Source organism: Halomonas sp. IOP_31 (assembly GCF_021151495.1).
Lineage (GTDB): Bacteria > Pseudomonadota > Gammaproteobacteria > Pseudomonadales > Halomonadaceae > Modicisalibacter > Modicisalibacter zincidurans.
Genome location: NZ_JAIRBP010000032.1, coordinates 1 through 16,528 on the forward strand (window position 1 = coordinate 1; position 16,528 = coordinate 16,528).

General features: G+C 64.2%; 16 protein-coding genes. 13 read left to right on the forward strand and 3 right to left on the reverse strand.

The features are described 5' to 3' along the window. The 6 genes from ltrA to K7I12_RS14210 form a co-directional block, all read left to right on the forward strand. Positions 1-1,007, forward strand: a 1,007-nt coding sequence (ltrA, locus tag K7I12_RS14185) for a group II intron reverse transcriptase/maturase (protein WP_231664495.1), incomplete at its 5' end; no start/stop codon positions are given. Between the two features lie 330 nt (positions 1,008-1,337). Then, the gene (gene glmU, locus K7I12_RS14190) at positions 1,338-2,711 is read left to right on the forward strand and encodes a bifunctional UDP-N-acetylglucosamine diphosphorylase/glucosamine-1-phosphate N-acetyltransferase GlmU (protein WP_231664496.1); all 1,374 of its coding nucleotides are present in this window, start codon (positions 1,338-1,340) and stop codon (positions 2,709-2,711) included. A gap of 13 nt (positions 2,712-2,724) precedes the next feature. Beyond that, positions 2,725-4,560, forward strand: coding sequence for a glutamine--fructose-6-phosphate transaminase (isomerizing) (gene glmS, locus K7I12_RS14195; RefSeq protein WP_231664497.1), 1,836 nt, complete (start codon positions 2,725-2,727; stop codon positions 4,558-4,560). A 145-nt stretch (positions 4,561-4,705) separates the two neighbouring features. Further along, complete coding sequence (locus K7I12_RS14200) at positions 4,706-4,963, forward strand: type II toxin-antitoxin system RelB/DinJ family antitoxin (RefSeq protein ID WP_231664498.1); 258 nt, start codon at positions 4,706-4,708, stop codon at positions 4,961-4,963. 189 nt (positions 4,964-5,152) lie between these two features. After that, positions 5,153-5,428 carry a CopG family ribbon-helix-helix protein gene (locus K7I12_RS14205; protein WP_231664499.1) on the forward strand — a complete coding sequence of 92 codons (276 nt, stop codon included), beginning with the start codon at positions 5,153-5,155 and terminating at the stop codon, positions 5,426-5,428. Then, positions 5,428-5,703: a type II toxin-antitoxin system RelE/ParE family toxin gene (locus K7I12_RS14210; protein ID WP_231664500.1), complete on the forward strand. Its 276-nt coding sequence runs from the start codon at positions 5,428-5,430 to the stop codon at positions 5,701-5,703. The genes K7I12_RS14205 and K7I12_RS14210 overlap by 1 nt, the downstream gene beginning before the upstream one ends. Before the next feature lie 128 nt (positions 5,704-5,831). Here K7I12_RS14210 and mltA read toward each other — a convergent pair whose 3' ends face one another. Then, positions 5,832-6,797, reverse strand: coding sequence for a murein transglycosylase A (gene mltA, locus K7I12_RS14215; protein ID WP_231664501.1), 966 nt, complete (start codon positions 6,795-6,797; stop codon positions 5,832-5,834). 321 nt (positions 6,798-7,118) lie between these two features. Between mltA and K7I12_RS14220 the strand changes: the two genes are divergently transcribed. Together K7I12_RS14220 and K7I12_RS14225 are read left to right on the forward strand one after the other, a co-directional pair. Beyond that, positions 7,119-7,829, forward strand: coding sequence for a DUF72 domain-containing protein (locus tag K7I12_RS14220; protein ID WP_269438691.1), 711 nt, complete (start codon positions 7,119-7,121; stop codon positions 7,827-7,829). 18 nt (positions 7,830-7,847) lie between these two features. Further along, on the forward strand, positions 7,848-9,188 hold the full coding sequence (locus K7I12_RS14225; protein WP_231664503.1) for a sodium-dependent transporter: 1,341 nt from the start codon (positions 7,848-7,850) through the stop codon (positions 9,186-9,188). 86 nt (positions 9,189-9,274) lie between these two features. Here K7I12_RS14225 and K7I12_RS14230 read toward each other — a convergent pair whose 3' ends face one another. Beyond that, complete coding sequence (locus K7I12_RS14230) at positions 9,275-9,475, reverse strand: PA3496 family putative envelope integrity protein (protein ID WP_231664504.1); 201 nt, start codon at positions 9,473-9,475, stop codon at positions 9,275-9,277. A gap of 237 nt (positions 9,476-9,712) precedes the next feature. On the opposite strand from K7I12_RS14230, the gene hexR reads away from it, so the two are divergent. From hexR to K7I12_RS14245, 3 genes are all read left to right on the forward strand, one after another. After that, positions 9,713-10,570: a transcriptional regulator HexR gene (gene hexR, locus K7I12_RS14235; RefSeq protein ID WP_031384998.1), complete on the forward strand. Its 858-nt coding sequence runs from the start codon at positions 9,713-9,715 to the stop codon at positions 10,568-10,570. Between the two features lie 217 nt (positions 10,571-10,787). Then, a complete protein-coding gene (gene uvrD / locus K7I12_RS14240) occupies positions 10,788-13,025 on the forward strand; it encodes a DNA helicase II (RefSeq protein ID WP_231664505.1) in 2,238 nt (745 codons plus the stop codon). Positions 13,026-13,145: 120 nt separating this feature from the next. Further along, positions 13,146-14,234: a TRAP transporter substrate-binding protein gene (locus K7I12_RS14245; protein WP_031385000.1), complete on the forward strand. Its 1,089-nt coding sequence runs from the start codon at positions 13,146-13,148 to the stop codon at positions 14,232-14,234. A gap of 10 nt (positions 14,235-14,244) precedes the next feature. On the opposite strand, the gene K7I12_RS14250 is transcribed toward K7I12_RS14245, so the two are convergent. Further along, positions 14,245-14,652 carry an acyl-CoA thioesterase gene (locus K7I12_RS14250; protein WP_031385001.1) on the reverse strand — a complete coding sequence of 136 codons (408 nt, stop codon included), beginning with the start codon at positions 14,650-14,652 and terminating at the stop codon, positions 14,245-14,247. A 327-nt stretch (positions 14,653-14,979) separates the two neighbouring features. Between K7I12_RS14250 and phoU the strand changes: the two genes are divergently transcribed. Next, on the forward strand, positions 14,980-15,708 hold the full coding sequence (gene phoU / locus K7I12_RS14255) for a phosphate signaling complex protein PhoU (RefSeq protein WP_031385002.1): 729 nt from the start codon (positions 14,980-14,982) through the stop codon (positions 15,706-15,708). Between the two features lie 57 nt (positions 15,709-15,765). Then, positions 15,766-16,491 (forward strand): sulfate transporter CysZ, encoded by a 726-nt coding sequence (gene cysZ, locus K7I12_RS14260; RefSeq protein ID WP_231664506.1) that lies wholly within the window; start codon positions 15,766-15,768, stop codon positions 16,489-16,491. Positions 16,492-16,528 lie beyond the last annotated feature (37 nt).

Here is a 16,528-nt window from a genome sequence, read left to right on the forward strand (position 1 = left end):
TCCAGCAGGCGCTGTTGCAGGTACTGACGCCGCTCTTCGATCCGGATTTCTCCGAGTCGAGCTACGGTTATCGCCCGAAGCGCAGCGCCCAACAGGCGGTAAGGGCGATGAAGGCCCACGTTGAAGAGGGCCGCCGCTGGGTGGTCGATCTCGACCTGGAAGCGTTCTTCGATCGAGTGAACCACGATCTGCTGATGGCGCGGATCGCACGCCGCGTCCGCGACAAGCGAGTGTTGCGCCTGATCCGCCGCTATCTGAAAGCCGGTATGCTCCAACATGGTCTGCCCATGCCGCGTACGGAAGGTACGCCCCAGGGTGGGCCACTCAGCCCGTTGCTGGCGAATATCCTGCTGGACGACATGGATAAGGAACTGGAGCGCCGCGGGCATCGTTTCTGCCGCTACGCCGACGACATGCAGGTCTATGTCGGCAGTCGACGGGCGGGAGAGCGGATCATGGCCAGCCTGAGCGTTTTCCTCGAGGGCTCGCTCAAGCTCAAGGTCAACCGCGACAAGAGCGCGGTGGACCGGCCGTGGCACCGCGGGTATCTGGGCTATACGCTGACCCGGCACAAGCAACCGAAGCTGACGCTGGCCAAGGCCAGCCTGCAACGCTTGATGCAGCGGGTTCGTGAGATCCTGCGCCGAGGCAGAGGCCGCAACATCCGTCGTGTTGTCGAAGAACTGGCACCGACCCTGCGAGGTTGGGCCAGCTACTTCCGCTGCGTCGATGTGAAACGGCCTCTGGAAGCGCTGGATGCCTGGATCCGGCGGCATCTTCGTTGTCTTCTCTGGCGGCAATGGAAACGTGTTTATCCTAGGGCCAAACGCCTGATGACACTTGGCTTGCCGGAGAAGAGGGCGTGGCAATCAGCGGCTAACGGACGTGGCCCTTGGTGGAATGCAGGAGCGCTGCACATGCGGCACGCCCTCCCCAATAAGTGGTTCACGCAACAGGGGCTGATCTCGGTGCTGGATACAACCCAACGGCTCAGCCTTCATTCATGAACCGCCGTATACGGAACCGTATGTACGGTGGTGTGGGAGGACAGCGAGGGTGGCCTCGCCTCCTACCCGATTGGCTGAAGCCGGCGGTCAATGAACGACCCTCAACAAGGCTTATGCCTGTAAGCCGGTCGAGTCGGACAAGGCGGGACGGCATTACGGTAAAACGCTGAAACAAGGCAGGCAATGGTCGCGCTCGCCCGCTGGCGTTGGTAGCGTCAGGCGCTGCGCCGTAGAATGTCACGCAAGCGATCGGCGGTAATCCGGAACGCGGTACGTTGCAACGATGCGGTACGTTGCAACGATGCGGTACTTTGCAACATAGGAGCGGTAATGACTCTCGATGTAGTGATCCTGGCGGCGGGCCAGGGGACACGGATGCGCTCGGCACGGCCCAAGGTACTGCACGAGCTGGCGGGCAGGCCACTGATCGATCATGTCATCGCCACCGCCTCGAGCCTGGAGGACGCGCGTCTGCACGTGGTGATCGGCCACGGCGGCGAGCAGGTCCGCGAGGCGCTCGCCGACGCCGAGGTTAATTTCGTCGTCCAGGCCGAACAGAAGGGCACCGGCCATGCCGTGGTCCAGGCGCTCGAGGGGCTCGGCGATGGCAAGGTGCTGATACTCTACGCCGACGTGCCGCTGATTCGCCGTGACACGCTGGCGGCGCTGCTCGAGCGGGTCGGCGAGCAGTGCATGGGCCTGCTCACCGTCGAGCTGAACGAGCCCGCCGGCTACGGGCGCATCAAGCGTGACGCCGACGGCGAGGCGGTGGCGATCGTCGAGCACAAGGACGCCAGCGCCGAGGAGCGCGCCATTGGCGAATGCAATACCGGGATCATGGCGATGACGGCCACCCACCTGCGGCGCTGGTTGCCGCAGCTCTCGGCGGATAACGCGCAGGGCGAATACTACCTGACCGACGTGATCGCCATGGCCGCCGCCGAAGGCACGGCGATCGCCACCACCCAGCCCGGCTCGCCCGGCGAGGTCGAGGGCATCAACGACCGCGTCCAGCTGGCGCGCCTGGAGCGCGTCTATCAGGCCGGCGAGGCCGAGCGGTTGATGCGCGAGGGCGTGGCGCTGGCCGATCCGGCGCGCCTCGACGTGCGCGGCGAGCTGGTCTGCGCCTCTGACGTCGCCATCGACGTCGGCTGTGTCTTCGCGGGTCGCGTCGAGATAGCCGGTGACGTGAGGGTGGGACCTTACTGCGTGATCCGCGACAGCCGCATCGGCCCGGGCAGCGTGATCGAGGCGCATAGCGTGATCGATGGCGCGGTGATCGGCGGCGATAGCCAGATCGGCCCGTTCGCGCGGCTGCGTCCCGGTACGCAGCTGGCGCGCGGCGCCAAGGTCGGCAACTTCGTCGAAACCAAGAACGCCACGCTCGGCGAGGGCGCCAAGATCAACCATCTCAGCTACGTCGGCGACGCGCGGCTGGGCCGTGGCGTCAATGTAGGCGCCGGCACCATCACCTGCAACTACGACGGCGCCAACAAGCACCGTACCGAGATCGGCGATCATGCCTTCATCGGCTCCAATACCGCGCTGGTGGCGCCGGTGTCGGTGGGCGCGGGGGCGACCGTGGGGGCCGGTTCCACGATCAGCAAGGATGTCGAGGCCGGCGCGCTGGCACTGGCGCGCGGCCGGCAGATCAGCAAGCCCGACTGGGCGCGGCCGCACAAGTCGCCCAAGCGCGATCATTGAAGGAGTAGCGAACATGTGTGGAATCGTTGGCGCCGTTGCCGAGCGCAACGTGCAGGAAATCCTGCTCGAAGGTCTGCGACGGCTCGAGTATCGAGGCTATGACTCGGCGGGCGTGGCGGTGCTGTCCGACGATGCGCGGCTCAATCGCCAGCGAGCGATCGGCAAGGTCGCGGCACTCGAGCAGCGCCTGCACGAGGCGCCGCTGATCGGTACGGTGGGTATTGCCCATACCCGCTGGGCGACCCATGGTCGGCCCAACGAGGAGAATGCCCATCCCCACCAGTCCGGCGAGAGTCTGGCGGTGGTGCACAACGGCATCATCGAGAACTTCGAGTCGCTCAAGCACGAGCTCGAGGGCCAGGGTTACGTCTTCACCTCGCAGACCGACACCGAGGTCGTCGCGCATCTGCTGGCGCGCGAATTCAATCGTACCCAGGACCTGCTCGCGGCGGTGCAGACGGTGGTCGCGACCCTCGATGGCGCCTACGCACTGGCGGTCGTCCACAGGGCCCAGCCCGACGTGATCGTCGGCGCCCGCCAGGGCAGCCCGCTGGTCGTCGGGGTCGGCATCGGCGAAAGCTTTCTGGCATCGGACCCGATGGCCTTGCTGCCGGTCACGGACCGCTTCATCTACCTTCAGGAAGGCGATGTCGTGCGCATCGCACGCGGCAAGCCGGTAGCCGTCTTCGATCGTCGTGGCGAGCATCAGCAGCGCAGCGTGCAGACCTACGAGCATGGCGACGGCACGGTCACCAAGGGCGGCTATCGGCATTTCATGCTCAAGGAGATCCACGAGCAGCCGCAGGTCATCGCCGCCGCGCTGGAAGGCCGGCTCAGCGAGCGTCACGCGCTGGTCAAGAGCTTCGGCAGCGAGGCCGAAGCGGTGTTCGCCGAAGCCCGCCAGATCCATATCATCGCCTGTGGCACCAGCTATCACGCCGGGCTGGTGGCACGCTATTGGCTGGAAAGATACGCCGGCATCCCCACCCAGGTCGAGGTCGCTTCGGAGTACCGCTACCGTCGGGTCGTGGTTCCCGAGGGCACGCTGTTCGTGACCCTCTCGCAATCCGGTGAAACCGCCGACACGCTGGCCGCCCTGCGCTTCGCTCGTGAGCGCGGTTACCTGGCCAGCCTGGCGATCTGCAACGTGCCGGGCAGTTCGCTGGTACGCGAGTCGGATCTGACGCTGATGACGCATGCCGGCCCGGAAATCGGCGTGGCCTCGACCAAGGCATTCACCACCCAACTGGTCGCGCTGATGCTGTTGACGCTATCGCTGGGACGATTGCGCGGCATGGACGAAACCCGCGAGAGCGAGATCGTCCAGGCCCTGCATGGCTTGCCCCAGGCCATCTCCCAGGTGCTTGGCCTGGACGGCGCCATCGAGGAACTGGCCATGGCCTTCGCCGAGAAGGAACATGCGCTGTTCCTGGGTCGCGGTGCGCACTTCCCGATCGCCCTGGAGGGTGCGCTCAAGCTCAAGGAAATTTCCTATATCCACGCCGAAGCCTACCCGGCCGGCGAGCTCAAGCACGGTCCGCTGGCACTGATCGACAGCGACATGCCGGTGATTTCCGTGGCGCCCAACGACGAGCTGCTCGAGAAGCTCAAGTCCAACCTTCAGGAGGTTCGTGCCCGCGGCGGCGAGCTGTTCGTGTTTGCCGACGAGGCGGTCGCCCTGGAAGAGTCGGAAGGCATCAACGTGATGCGGCTTGCGCATATCGACGAGGCGCTGGCACCGATCCTCTACACCGTGCCGCTGCAGCTGCTCTCCTATCATGTCGCCGTGCTCAAGGGCACCGACGTCGATCAGCCGCGCAACCTGGCCAAGTCGGTTACCGTCGAATAGACCGGCCTGATAACAGGCTGCAACTGTGAGATGAAAACAAAGTGTCATCCTTGAAAATAGAGAGTCATCTTCCGGTGATGACAAGGTGGCGTAGCCCGGCTAAAATGTAGCCACAATGTAGCCACGAAAGATAGGAGAGAAAACCATGAGTGCTGATACCGTGGTCCGAGCCCGCATCGACAGCGAAACCAAAGAGCGCGCCACCGCTGCCCTAGAGGCCATGGGCCTGTCCGTGTCCGACGCCATCCGCCTGCTGATGCTGCGAATCGCCGACGAAAAGCGCCTGCCGTTTGCCGTGCAGGTGCCAAACGCCACTACGGCCAAGGCTCTGGACGAGCTGGAAGCCGGCAAGGGCAAGCGCTTTGATAGCGCGGATGCGCTGTTCGAGGACCTGGGCATCTGATGCTAACCCCAGTCCGTTCCAGCCAGTTCAAGCGAGATGTAAAGCGGGTCCAGAAGCGCGGCAAGGACTGCTGTGCCGTCCTGACGCCCAGTATGGCATAGCTCAACCTGGCAATGCCGCTTGACGAATCAGAGTTGTTCACTATGATTAACTTTTAATCACTTTGAATCACTTTGAAACAGGGGAATCATGATGGTCGCCACCGCCAAAACCCGATCCGTTACCGCTCATGTCCCTGTTGAACTGGCCGAGCGAGTCGATGAAATTGCCGATCGTCTGGAGCGCTCCAGGAACTGGATCGTCAAACAAGCCCTGGCTGCCTGGCTCGACCAGGAAGAGGAACGCAGCCGCCTGACTCGTGAGGCGCTGGCCGATGTGGATGCCGGTCGTGTCATCGACCATCAGGCCGTGCAGGCCTGGGCCGACAGCCTGAGTGCCGACACCCCGCTGCCAGTGCCGCGTTGATGGAATTGAAGTGGACGAGCAAGGCCCTATCTGATCTGGCACGCCTCTACGCGTTCTTGGCCTCGGCGAACCGGATCGCAGCGGCCCGCACGGTGCAGCAGCTCACAGCTGCTCCGACCATCCTGTTGACCAACCCGCGCATAGGCGAGCAGTTGGAAGAGTTCAAGCCGCGTGACGTGCGGCGGATTCTGGTCGGCCATTACGAGATGCGCTACGAGATCATGTATTCCACCATCTATCTGCTACGCCTGTGGCATACCCGCGAGGACCGCTAGCCCGGATATTTCATCAGGTGCCGTGATGATCGCGCAGATAATGGGTTTCACAGAGGTTTTTCCGATTGAGTACCGTACCCGGGGTGTACGGTCGAGTGAGAAAAAATCGGCTTGGACGGCGAACGCGTTCAACGCGCTCTGGGCATCAATACCCACAGCTGTCCGGGCTGCTTCATGCGCCCGGCATTTTCGCCGGCTTCGTCGCCGTAACCCCAGAAGAAATCGGCCCGTACCGAGCCCTTGATGGCGCTGCCGGTGTCCTGGGCGACCATCAGGCGCCTCAGCGGCTCCTCGGAGAGCGGCTGCGTGGTGGCCAGGAATACCGGTGCCCCCAGCGGAATGCGCGAAGGGTCGACGGCGAGGCTGCGCTGCGAAGTCAGCGGCACGCCCAGTGCGCCGACCGGGCCTTCGCTGGTGGCCTGGGGATCGATGCCTCGCGACTGGAAGAACACCATGCGTGGATTGACGTCGAGGGCGCTTTCGACCTGCTGCGGGTTACGCCGCGCCCAGTCGCGTATGCCGGCGAGCGTTGCCTCGCCGGGGGTGATTTCGCCGCGCTCGATCAGCGCCCGGGCGAACGAGCGGAACGGCTGGTTGTTGGTGCCGGCAAAGCCCACTCGCATCACGCCGCCCTCGGCCAGTTCGATGCGTCCCGATCCCTGAATCTGCAGGTAGGCGGCTTCTACCGGGTCGTCGACCCAGACCAGTTCCTGACCACGCAGGACCCCTGAGGCCATAATCTCGGCGCGTGGTGGGCGAGTCCTGTCGGGGTCTTGCGCCCAAGCCGCAGGCAGGCGGTAGAGCGGTACCTGATAACGGTCATGACGCTGGAGCGAACCTTGCAGGCGCGGCTCGTAATAACCGGTGATCGTACCGGTGGTCGAGCCGTCGTCGTTGATCATCAGATAAGGCGCGAAGCGCCGCTCGAAGAAGCGGGTGATGGCGCGATTGTCGAGCGGATCGATGCGCCGGGAATCGGCGCAGACGCCGCTCCAGGCGGGCTTGGCGGCGAGTTGGGTGCAACTGGCGCGAAAGGCGCTCCAGGCACTGATGGCGTTGTCCTGCGGCCAGCCGGGCAGGGCCTGCCACGACATCGGCTGCATCCGCCCGTTGAGGTCGCCTCCGGCCGAGGAGGGCGGCGGCGGGGCTGGCGAGGGGGGACGACTACTGCAGGCGGCCAGCAGCAGTATCAGACACAATCCAGCAAAGCGTGAGCCGAATTTACGGGAAAGGCGGGATGGCCGCCGATCGATAGCCAGATTGCGCACGCAGATTACCTCTGTTCCGTTCCCTGAAAGCGGCCCGTCAGCGGCCCGACCGCCAGCGATTATAGGCCAAGCCGGGCGTTACGCTATACGCCAAGGGTCGCGGCACTCACACCGGGCTCTGTCAGGGTGGGGATAGTAAGGCTGATAATGGCAGCGAGCACAGAGGAGCGGCTCGGACCGTTGATGATTCAATTGCCGCGTGACGTCGGCCATGACGAGTTGCCCCGGTTGGCCGCATTGCTCGAGCGCCGGCCACGGAATATTCCCTGCGGCGTCGCAGTCAGAGCCAGTGAATTTTTCCACAGGAGAGCCGCCGAACAGCAACTCAACCGCTTGTTGATAAGTCACGGCGCCGATCGCGTGATGTTCGACGTCAGGCCGCTGTTCCCGACATCGCCCGGCAGCGACTCACACCTGTTCAAGGTCCAGGGTGAGAAGCCGCGACGCCCGCTACATGTGCTTTCCACGGCAGATCGGTCGATCGTCCGCTTTATCGGGCATCTTGAAACGGCTATCAATCAGCGTTATTTCGCGGCCTGGATCGAGCGCCTGATTCTGTGGATAAAACAGGGGAAAACCTCCTTTATCCTTGTGCATACACCGGACAATCGCGAGGCGCCGCAGTTGGCAAGACACTTTTATTCATGGCTCGCGAGCGGGCAGGCATTACCGGCACCTCGGTTTCCCGGGGATATCAAACGTCGCTTTTCTAAGGCATCAAGGGAAAAGCGTGGGCTATCGGACTGGCCATCGGCCTCGTCATCGGATAGTTTTGTCGTGAACTTATGGCCGCGCAGCTTCAATTCGTGGCAACAACAAGACAAGCGTCGCCTCTCGATGAAGGATTGGCGACGATAGGCGATATCAGGATACAAAATGGCAAAAATATCCCACGCGCAGTGGTCCTCGAAGCTGACTTTCATACTGGCCGCCACGGGGTCCGCCGTCGGCCTGGGTAATATCTGGAAATTTCCCTATATGGTGGGCGAGAGCGGTGGCGCTGCCTTCGTGCTCGTCTACCTGATCTGTATCGCCTTGGTGGGTTTGCCCATTCTGGTCGCCGAATGGTTGATGGGCCGCCGCGGCCAGAAGAACCCCATCAATACCATGGCGGACCTGGCCGAGCAGGAAGGGCGCAGCAAGGCTTGGGTTCTGATGGGCATCAGCGGCGTGCTGGGGGCCTTCCTCATTCTGTCGTTCTATAGCGTGATCGGTGGCTGGTCACTTTCCTACACGCTGGGCTCCGTCACCGGGTCCTTCAGCGGCCAGGATGCCGATGGCATCGGCGCGCTGTTCGACGGTCTGCTGGCCAGTCCGGGAACGCTGCTGCTATGGCATTCGGTATTCATGGTGCTGGTCATCGGCATCGTTGCTCGCGGCGTGACCTTGGGCCTGGAGGGAGCGGTACGCACCCTGATGCCGGCTCTGGGCATCATATTGGTAGTGCTGGTCGGCTATGGTCTCTTTTCGGGCTATTTCGGCGAAGCCCTCGTCTTCATGTTCAACCCCGACTGGGGAGCACTGGACGGTGACGTGGTTCTGGCCGCCATGGGGCAGGCGTTCTTCACCCTGTCGCTGGGGATGGGCATCATGATGGCTTACGGCTCCTATCTCGGAGCGGACGTCGACCTGCTCGGCACCGCCCGTACAGTGATCATCCTCGATACGCTGTTCGCCCTGATCGCGGGCCTGGCGATCTTCCCCATCGTGTTCGCCAACGGCCTCGATCCGAGTTCGGGGCCGGGCTTGATCTTCGTGACCCTGCCCCTGGCCTTCGGCAACATGACCGGCGGCGTGATCATCGGGCTGCTGTTCTTCCTGCTACTCACCTTCGCGGCCTTGACCTCGGCGATCTCGCTGCTCGAACCGGTCGTGGAGACCGTCGAGGAGCGTACGCCGCTGTCCCGGATCGGTGCGACGCTGGTGGCCGGAGCGGCGACCTGGGCCTTGGGCATCGCGGCGCTGCTCTCCTTCAATGCCTGGTCCGAGGTCAGCATTCTGGGGCTGAGCATCTTCGACTTCCTGGACACACTGACCAGCAAGTACCTGCTGCCCTTGACCGGCCTACTGGCGGTGGTATTCGTCGGCTGGTTCCTGGATGGCGACAAGGTGCGCCGAGAGCTGGGGCTCGGGGAGACCGGAAGCAAGTTGTGGACCTTGATCACCCGTTTTATTGCGCCCATCGGGGTCGTGGCGGTCTTTATCAGCAGTTTGTAGGAGGACGGACCAGCCCGACATGCCATTTCGGCCCCGCCCGATCGGGCCGAGATGGCAATGCCGAGCGCGGCGTCAGCACGGCAGGACTACTGCATGAGATCGTCGAAGTCGGCGATATCGCGCTCGAGACGCTTTATCTCGTTATGCATCTCGATGCCGCGGCGGGCCCTGAGATAACGGACGGCGGCGTTCTGCTTGCGCGATTCGTGATCGGCGACCTCAAGGTCCATGAAAATGTCGAGGAGTTCACGTTTCACGGCGCCAAGCTGTTGCGTTGCGTTAGGCATGATCGACTCTCCTTTCTTCTTGCGGTGCCACTGTGACAGCTTTTTTACTATACCCCAGTTGACAAAACCGTGACATTGGCGTCCAAGAACGCGTTTTAACGCTTGATTGCCGGTGCAGGGTCGGTCAGCCTGAGCGGACGCGATCGCGACCCGTGCCTGCCTTTCGGTCGTCAGGCGCCACTTTCCATGCCGCAAGGCCACTTTCCATGCCGCAAGGCCATCACCGAGGAGCCCGCCGTGAGCCGTGCCCTGTTCGATGAAATGAGACGTCGCATGGAGCTGTTCCGGCGCTCCGAGCAGAAGGTCGCGCGCTTCGTGCTGCGCAATCCCGATGAAGTGATCCACATGCGCATCGTCGACCTGGCCACCGAGGCCAAGGTCAGCGAGCCCACTGTGGTGCGTTTCTGCCGTGCGCTGGGCTGCGACGGCTTCCAGGATTTCAAGCTCAAGCTGGCGCAGATGCTGGCCACCGGCAGCCAGTTCGCGCAGTTCTCGATGAACGACAGCGACAGCGTCGCCGAATTTTCCCACAGCATCTTCGACTCCACCGTGGGCACGCTGCTGTCGATACGCGATCGCCTCGACAACGAGGCGCTGGGCCGCGCGGTCAACGCCCTGGCGATGGCCAACCGGGTCGAGTTCTACGGCTTCGGGGCGTCGGGGGCGGTGGCCTTCGATGCCCAGCACAAGTTCTTCCGCCTGCAGATCTCGACATCGGCCTATGCCGACCCGCACATGCAGAACATGTCGGCGGCGACCCTCAAGGAGGGCGACGTGGTGGTGGCCATCTCGCAGACCGGACGCACCCGCGCGCTGGTCGACAGCGTGCGCCTGGCGCGCGAGACCGGGGCCACGGTGATCGGCCTGTGTCCCAGCGCTACGCCGCTGGCCGAGGAAGTCGGCCTGCCGCTGTATATCGACGTCCACGAGGACACCGAGATCTACACGCCGATGAGCTCGCGCATCGCTCATCTGGTGCTGATCGACGTGCTGGCGGTGGGCGTGGCCAAGACCCGCGGGCCGCATCTCACCGAGCAACTCAAGGCGGTCAAGCGCAGCCTCAATCCGCTGCGCTTTCCCGAACAGGAATCATAAGCTGTAAGCTGTAAGCTATAAGCTATATGTTAAAACCTGGCACAAGCTACATGGCTTACGGCTTACGGCTTACGGCTTGCGGCTTGCGGCTTGCGGCTTACGGCTTACGGCTTACGGCTTACGGCTTACGGCTTACGGCTTGCGGCTTACGGCTCCCCGCCGAAGGCGGCGGATATGCTAAGCTGGGCGTCCATTTCGACACCCCCCGATCAATCCCATGGACGACGTTTCGCCGGGCGACGTTTCGCCGCTTCTCGACGCTCTCAACCCTGCCCAGCGCGAGGCCGTCAGCGCACCGATGGGCAACATGCTGGTGCTGGCCGGCGCCGGCTCGGGCAAGACCCGGGTGCTGGTTCACCGCATCGCCTGGCTGATGCAGGTCGAGCAGCTCTCGCCCTACGCGATTCTCGCCGTGACCTTCACCAACAAGGCGGCCCGCGAGATGCGCACCCGCCTCGAGGCGCTGCTGGGCCTGTCGTTGCGCAACATCTGGGTCGGCACCTTCCACTCCATCGCCCATCGCCTGCTGCGCACCCACTGGCAGGACGCGAGGCTGCCCCAGCACTTCCAGATCATCGATAGCGACGACCAGCTGCGCCTGATCAAGCGGCTGCTCAAGGACCACGACATCGACGACGAGCGCTATCCGCCGCGTCAGGTCCAGCATTTCATCTCGGGCTGCAAGGAGGAGGGCCTGCGTGCGCACCAGGTGCAGACCCACGGCGACGTCTACCTGGGCCAGATGGTCGAACTCTACGAGCGCTACCAGCTGACCTGCGAGCGCGGCGGGCTGGTCGACTTCGGCGAACTGCTGCTCAGAAGCCTCGAGCTGTTGCGCGACAATCCGCGGCTGCTGGCCCACTACCGCGAGCGCTTCGCCCACCTGCTGGTCGACGAGTTCCAGGACACCAACACCCTGCAGTACGCCTGGCTCAAGCTGCTGGCCGGCGACAGCGCCGGGCTCACCGTGGTCGGCGATGACGATCAGTCGATCTACGGCTGGCGCGGGGCACGGGTCGAGAACATCCGCCGCTTCGAGCAGGAGTTCGCCAATACCCGTACCGTGCGTCTCGAGCAGAACTACCGCTCGACCAGCGCGATCCTCGATGCCGCCAACGCGCTGATCAGCCACAATGCCGGGCGCATGGGCAAGGAGCTGTGGACCGCCGGCGCCAAGGGCGAGCCGATCTCGGTGTATGCCGGCGTCAACGACCTGGACGAGGCGCGCTTCATCGTCGACACCATCAAGGCCAAGCTCGACGAGGGCTTCAATCGCCGCGAAGTGGCGATCCTGTATCGCTCCAATGCCCAGTCGCGGGTGCTCGAGGAGACACTGATCCGCCAGGGCATGCCGTATCGCATCTACGGCGGCCAGCGCTTCTACGAGCGCCTGGAGATCAAGAACGCACTGGCCTACCTGCGCCTGCTGATCAACCGCGAGGACGACGCCTCGCTGGAGCGAGTGATCAACGTGCCGGCGCGCGGCATCGGCACCCGCACCGTGGAGATCCTGCGCGAGCGGGCCCGCGATCACGGCGTCTCGCTGTGGCAGGCGCTGCATGACAGCGTCAGCGACGGCACCTGCAAGGGCCGCGCCGGCAACGCGCTCACGGCGTTCGCCAACCTGATCGAGCGTCTCGACAACGAGACCGCGGGAATGGCGCTTTACGAGATCATCACCCACGTCAACGCGGTCACCGGGCTGATCGAGCACCACCGCAGCGATAAGGGCGAGAAGGGCAGTCAGTCCAAAGGAGAAATGCGGGTCGAGAACCTCGAGGAACTGGTCAACGCCGCGCGGGCCTTCACCCAGGGCGACGCCATGAACCTCGCGGAAGTCGGCGAGGGCAGCGCGGCGCTTGCGCCGTTTCTTGCCGAGGCGGCGCTCAACGCCGGCGATCACGAGGCCGACGAGTTCGAGGACTGCGTGCAGTTGATGACCCTGCACTCGGCCAAGGGTCTGGAGTTCCCCATCGTGTTCGTCGCCGGCGTCGAGGAAGGGCTGTTCCCGCACAAGATGTCGCTGGAAGAGCCGGGGCGCCTCGAGGAGGAGCGCCGGTTGTGCTACGTCGGCGTGACCCGCGCCATGCACAAGCTCTACCTGACCCACGCCGAGATGCGTCGCCTGCATGGCAAGGAAACCTTCCAGCGCCCGTCGCGATTCATCCGCGAACTGCCCGAGGAACTGCTCGAGGAGGTGCGCCTGCGCGGCCAGATCTCGCGTCCGGTCACCGCGACGCGCGCGGGGCGCGGCCTGTCGCAGCAGACCACGGTCTCGGCCGGCGACGACCTGCCCGTGCTGTCGCTGGGCCAGCGGGTCAGCCATCCGCTGTTCGGCGAAGGCGTGATCCTCAATGCCGAGGGTCAGGGCGAGCGGGCCCGGGTTCACGTCAGCTTCGAGGGCGAAGGCGACAAGTGGCTGGTGCTGGGCTTCGCCAAGTTGACGCCGCTCTGACGCCATGCCCAGACGCCGCCTATTCGCTTGCCCCTGAAAACGCCCTTCGCGCATACTCCGAAACGGAGCTTTGCGCCCCTCGGGGGCCAAACAGAACAATCACCTGGAGTCACGCCCGTGATGCAACGTCGCAAGTTTCTTACCGCGCTCGGCGCCGGTGCCGCCGGCGCGGTCGCCGCCCCCTTCGTTTCCACCGCTCGCGCGCAGGACACCGTGCGCTGGAAGATGGTCACCTCCTGGCCCAAGAATTTTCCGGCGCTGGGTACCGGCGCCAACGATTTCGCCAAGCGCATCGGCGAGCTGTCCGGCGGACGCATGCAGGTCGATGTCTATGGCGCCGGCGAGATGGTTCCCGCCCTGGAAGTGTTCGACGCGGTGTCGTCGGGCACCGCACAAATGGGCCACTCGGCCTCCTACTATTGGCTCGGCAAGGTTCCGGCGGCGCAATATTTCACCGCCGTGCCGTTCGGCATGAACACCACCGAAACCAACGCCTGGCTGTACCAGGGCGGCGGCTTGAAACTGTGGGACGACCTCTACGCCGAGTACAATCTCAAGCCGTTCGCGGTGGGCAACACCGGCACTCAGATGGCCGGCTGGTTCAAGCAGGAGATCGACTCGCTGGAGGACATGCAGGGGCTCAAGATCCGCCTTCCCGGGCTTGCCGGCGAGGTCATGAACCGCATCGGCGCCACGGCGCTGACCATTCCCGGTTCGGAGATCTTCACCTCGATGCAGACCGGCGTGCTCGACGCCGCCGACTGGGTAGGGCCCTACAACGACCTGGCCTTCGGTCTGTATCAGGTTGCTGACTACTACTACACCTCGGCATGGAACGAGCCCAGCGCGATACTCGAGGGAACCGTCAATCTCGAGGCCTGGCAAGCGCTGCCCGACGATCTCAAGATCGTGGTCGCCGAGGCGGCGCGCAGCGCCAATCTGGCGATGATCGATGAATTCACATTGCGCAACGCCGAGGCGCTCAAGACGCTGGTCGACGAGCATGGCGTCAAGCTGCGCTCGCTGCCCGACGACGTGCTCAAGGCGCTGTACGGGGCCTCGCAGAAGGTCCTCGAGAAGCAGGCGGCAAGCGATCCCGCCTCGGCCAAGATCTATGAGTCGTATCGCGCCTTCCAGCAGCGCATTCGGCCGTACACCGATATCGGCGAGTTCGCCTATCTCAAGAACCGCGCCTTGGTGCGCGGCTAGGCGGCCGGGGTCAGGGCTCGGTCGGTACCGCGCGGATGCGCCCGTTGTCGTCCAGCGCGACCATCACGAAGCGTGCCTCGGTAACCTTGTAGAGCTCGTCGGGGTTGCGTTCGTGGGGCGAGCGTATCCATACCTCGGCATCGATGGTGATCGAGCTGTGACCGATATCGCGCACGGCGGTGAAGATGTTGACCACCGAGCCGATACGCACCGGGCACAGAAAATCCATCGATTCGACGGCCACCGTGGCGGTGCGCCCATGGGCCAGGCGGCCGGCGCACAGCTCGGCGGCCTGGTCCATTTGATCGATCAACCAGCCGCCGCTGATATCGCCGTAGAAATTGGTGTCCTGGCGCCGCGCCAGGACCTTCAGGGTCAGATCGCCCTGCGGGGCCGGTACGTCATCGAGGTCGGTCATGCTCGCTCCTATCCAGCGCTTGTTGTTATCCACCTGCTCGGCCTCATCTTAAACGGCGGGCGGCCCGCTCGACCACTCTCCCATCGGCCCCGGCGACGTGGCAAGTGCGCTGCCACTGGTGTCGACGGTGATCGGGGCTTAACCTGACTGCAATATTTCTGCGGCAACATCTGCGGGCACATCACCGTGGCCTGCATCGCGAGGAGCTTCGCTAGCGTTGTCTGACATCCACAGCTGTCCACTCATTCGCGCCTGACGCGCACCGAAAATTACATCACCGGCCGCCTGAACTGAGCGTTTACAAACCCTCGCGGCCCCGGAGGAAACATGGATATCACCAGCGATACTCACAGTCAGCACATTTCCAACCAGTTCAACCAGGAGCTCGAGGCGCTCAAGACCCATTTGATGGCGATGGGCGGGCTGGTCGAGAAGCAGGTCCAGGACGCCATCTCGGCGCTGCTCGAGGGCGACAGCCGGCTGGCCGAGCAGGTCCGCGACAACGACACCGCGGTCAACGACATGCAGCTCAGGATCGACGAGGAGTGCACCCGGGTGCTGGCGCGCCGCCAGCCGGCGGCCTCCGACCTGCGCCTGGTGCTGGCGGTGATTCGCGCCACCTCGGATCTCGAGCGGATCGGCGACGAGGCCAACAAGATCGCCCGCAACGCGCTGGCACTGGCCGAATCGGGGCGCTCGGCGCGCGGCTTCGTCGAAGTCCGCCACATCAGCGAGCACGTGCGCGGCATGGTCCGCGACGCGCTGACCGCCTTCGCCCGTTTCGATACCGAACTGGCGCTCAAGGTGGTCCGCGAGGACGACGCGGTGGACAGCGAATACACCTCGGCGATGCGCTCGCTGGTGACCTTCATGATGGAGGACCCGCGCTCGATCACCTCGATCTTGAGCGTGATGTGGATCCTGCGCGCGCTGGAGCGCATCGGCGATCACGCCGACAATCTCGCCGAGTACGTCATCTACCTGGTCAAGGGCCTGGACATTCGCCATAGCGACGTCGGCGCGCTTGACGAGCAGGGGTTGGGCAGTAAAGGTTAGGCCTCGTCCGCCGCCGCGCTGGCGGCCTACTTGTACGTCGGCCTACGGATCGCTGTCATGCTCAACGCCTTTGGCGCCCTGGCGCAGGGCACCCGGCTGGTACTCTCGCCGGGCCTGCGCCGTTACGTGTTTCTGCCGGTCGTCGCCAACCTGGCGCTCTACGTCGGCACCATCGTCTATCTGCTGAACAATTTCGGCGGCTGGCTCGATTACTGGATGCTCAAGGTGCCGGGCTGGCTCAGCTGGCTCGAGTGGCTGATCTGGCCGCTGCTGGTGGTCAGCCTGGTGGTGGTGGCGTTCTTCACCTTCACGCTGGTCTCCAGCCTGATCGCCGCGCCGTTCTACGGCTTTCTCGCCGAGAAGGTCGAGATCCGGCTCACTGGCCAACCGCCCGTCGACGAGCGCAGCCTGATGCGCGGCGGGCTCGACGCGCTGGGCCGCGAACTCATCAAGCTGGGTTACATCCTGCCGCGCATGGCGCTGCTGTTCCTGATCGGCTTCGTGCCCGGACTCAACCTGGCGATGCCGTTCCTGTGGGCGGCGTTTTCGGCGTGGATGATGGCGATCACCTACCTCGATTACCCCATGGACAACAATCGCGTGGCCTTCGCCGACATGCGCCGCCGGCTGCGCGCGCGCTGGTGGCCGACGCTGACCTTCGGTGGCTGGGTGCTGGCGGCGACCTGGCTGCCGCTGATCAACCTGGTACTGCTGCCCGGCGCGGTGGCCGGGGCGGTGTTGATGTGGCAGCAGCACTATCGCCAGCTGCCGGTGCGTACGTGAGTCACTAGCTTACTTTCGAACTCGGCTCGGCCATGCT

Excerpts from the sequence above, each read along its gene's own strand:
- glmU (WP_231664496.1), top strand. The coding sequence starts at position 1,338 with ATGACTCTCGATGTAGTGATCCTGGCGGCGGGCCAGGGGACACGGATG.
- glmS (WP_231664497.1), top strand. The coding sequence starts at position 2,725 with ATGTGTGGAATCGTTGGCGCCGTTGCCGAGCGCAACGTGCAGGAAATC.
- K7I12_RS14200 (WP_231664498.1), top strand. The coding sequence starts at position 4,706 with ATGAGTGCTGATACCGTGGTCCGAGCCCGCATCGACAGCGAAACCAAA.
- K7I12_RS14205 (WP_231664499.1), top strand. The coding sequence starts at position 5,153 with ATGATGGTCGCCACCGCCAAAACCCGATCCGTTACCGCTCATGTCCCT.
- K7I12_RS14210 (WP_231664500.1), top strand. The coding sequence starts at position 5,428 with ATGGAATTGAAGTGGACGAGCAAGGCCCTATCTGATCTGGCACGCCTC.
- mltA (WP_231664501.1), bottom strand. The coding sequence starts at position 6,797 with ATGTCGTGGCAGGCCCTGCCCGGCTGGCCGCAGGACAACGCCATCAGT.
- K7I12_RS14220 (WP_269438691.1), top strand. The coding sequence starts at position 7,119 with ATGGCAGCGAGCACAGAGGAGCGGCTCGGACCGTTGATGATTCAATTG.
- K7I12_RS14225 (WP_231664503.1), top strand. The coding sequence starts at position 7,848 with ATGGCAAAAATATCCCACGCGCAGTGGTCCTCGAAGCTGACTTTCATA.
- K7I12_RS14230 (WP_231664504.1), bottom strand. The coding sequence starts at position 9,475 with ATGCCTAACGCAACGCAACAGCTTGGCGCCGTGAAACGTGAACTCCTC.
- uvrD (WP_231664505.1), top strand. The coding sequence starts at position 10,788 with ATGGACGACGTTTCGCCGGGCGACGTTTCGCCGCTTCTCGACGCTCTC.
- K7I12_RS14245 (WP_031385000.1), top strand. The coding sequence starts at position 13,146 with ATGCAACGTCGCAAGTTTCTTACCGCGCTCGGCGCCGGTGCCGCCGGC.
- K7I12_RS14250 (WP_031385001.1), bottom strand. The coding sequence starts at position 14,652 with ATGACCGACCTCGATGACGTACCGGCCCCGCAGGGCGATCTGACCCTG.
- phoU (WP_031385002.1), top strand. The coding sequence starts at position 14,980 with ATGGATATCACCAGCGATACTCACAGTCAGCACATTTCCAACCAGTTC.
- cysZ (WP_231664506.1), top strand. The coding sequence starts at position 15,766 with ATGCTCAACGCCTTTGGCGCCCTGGCGCAGGGCACCCGGCTGGTACTC.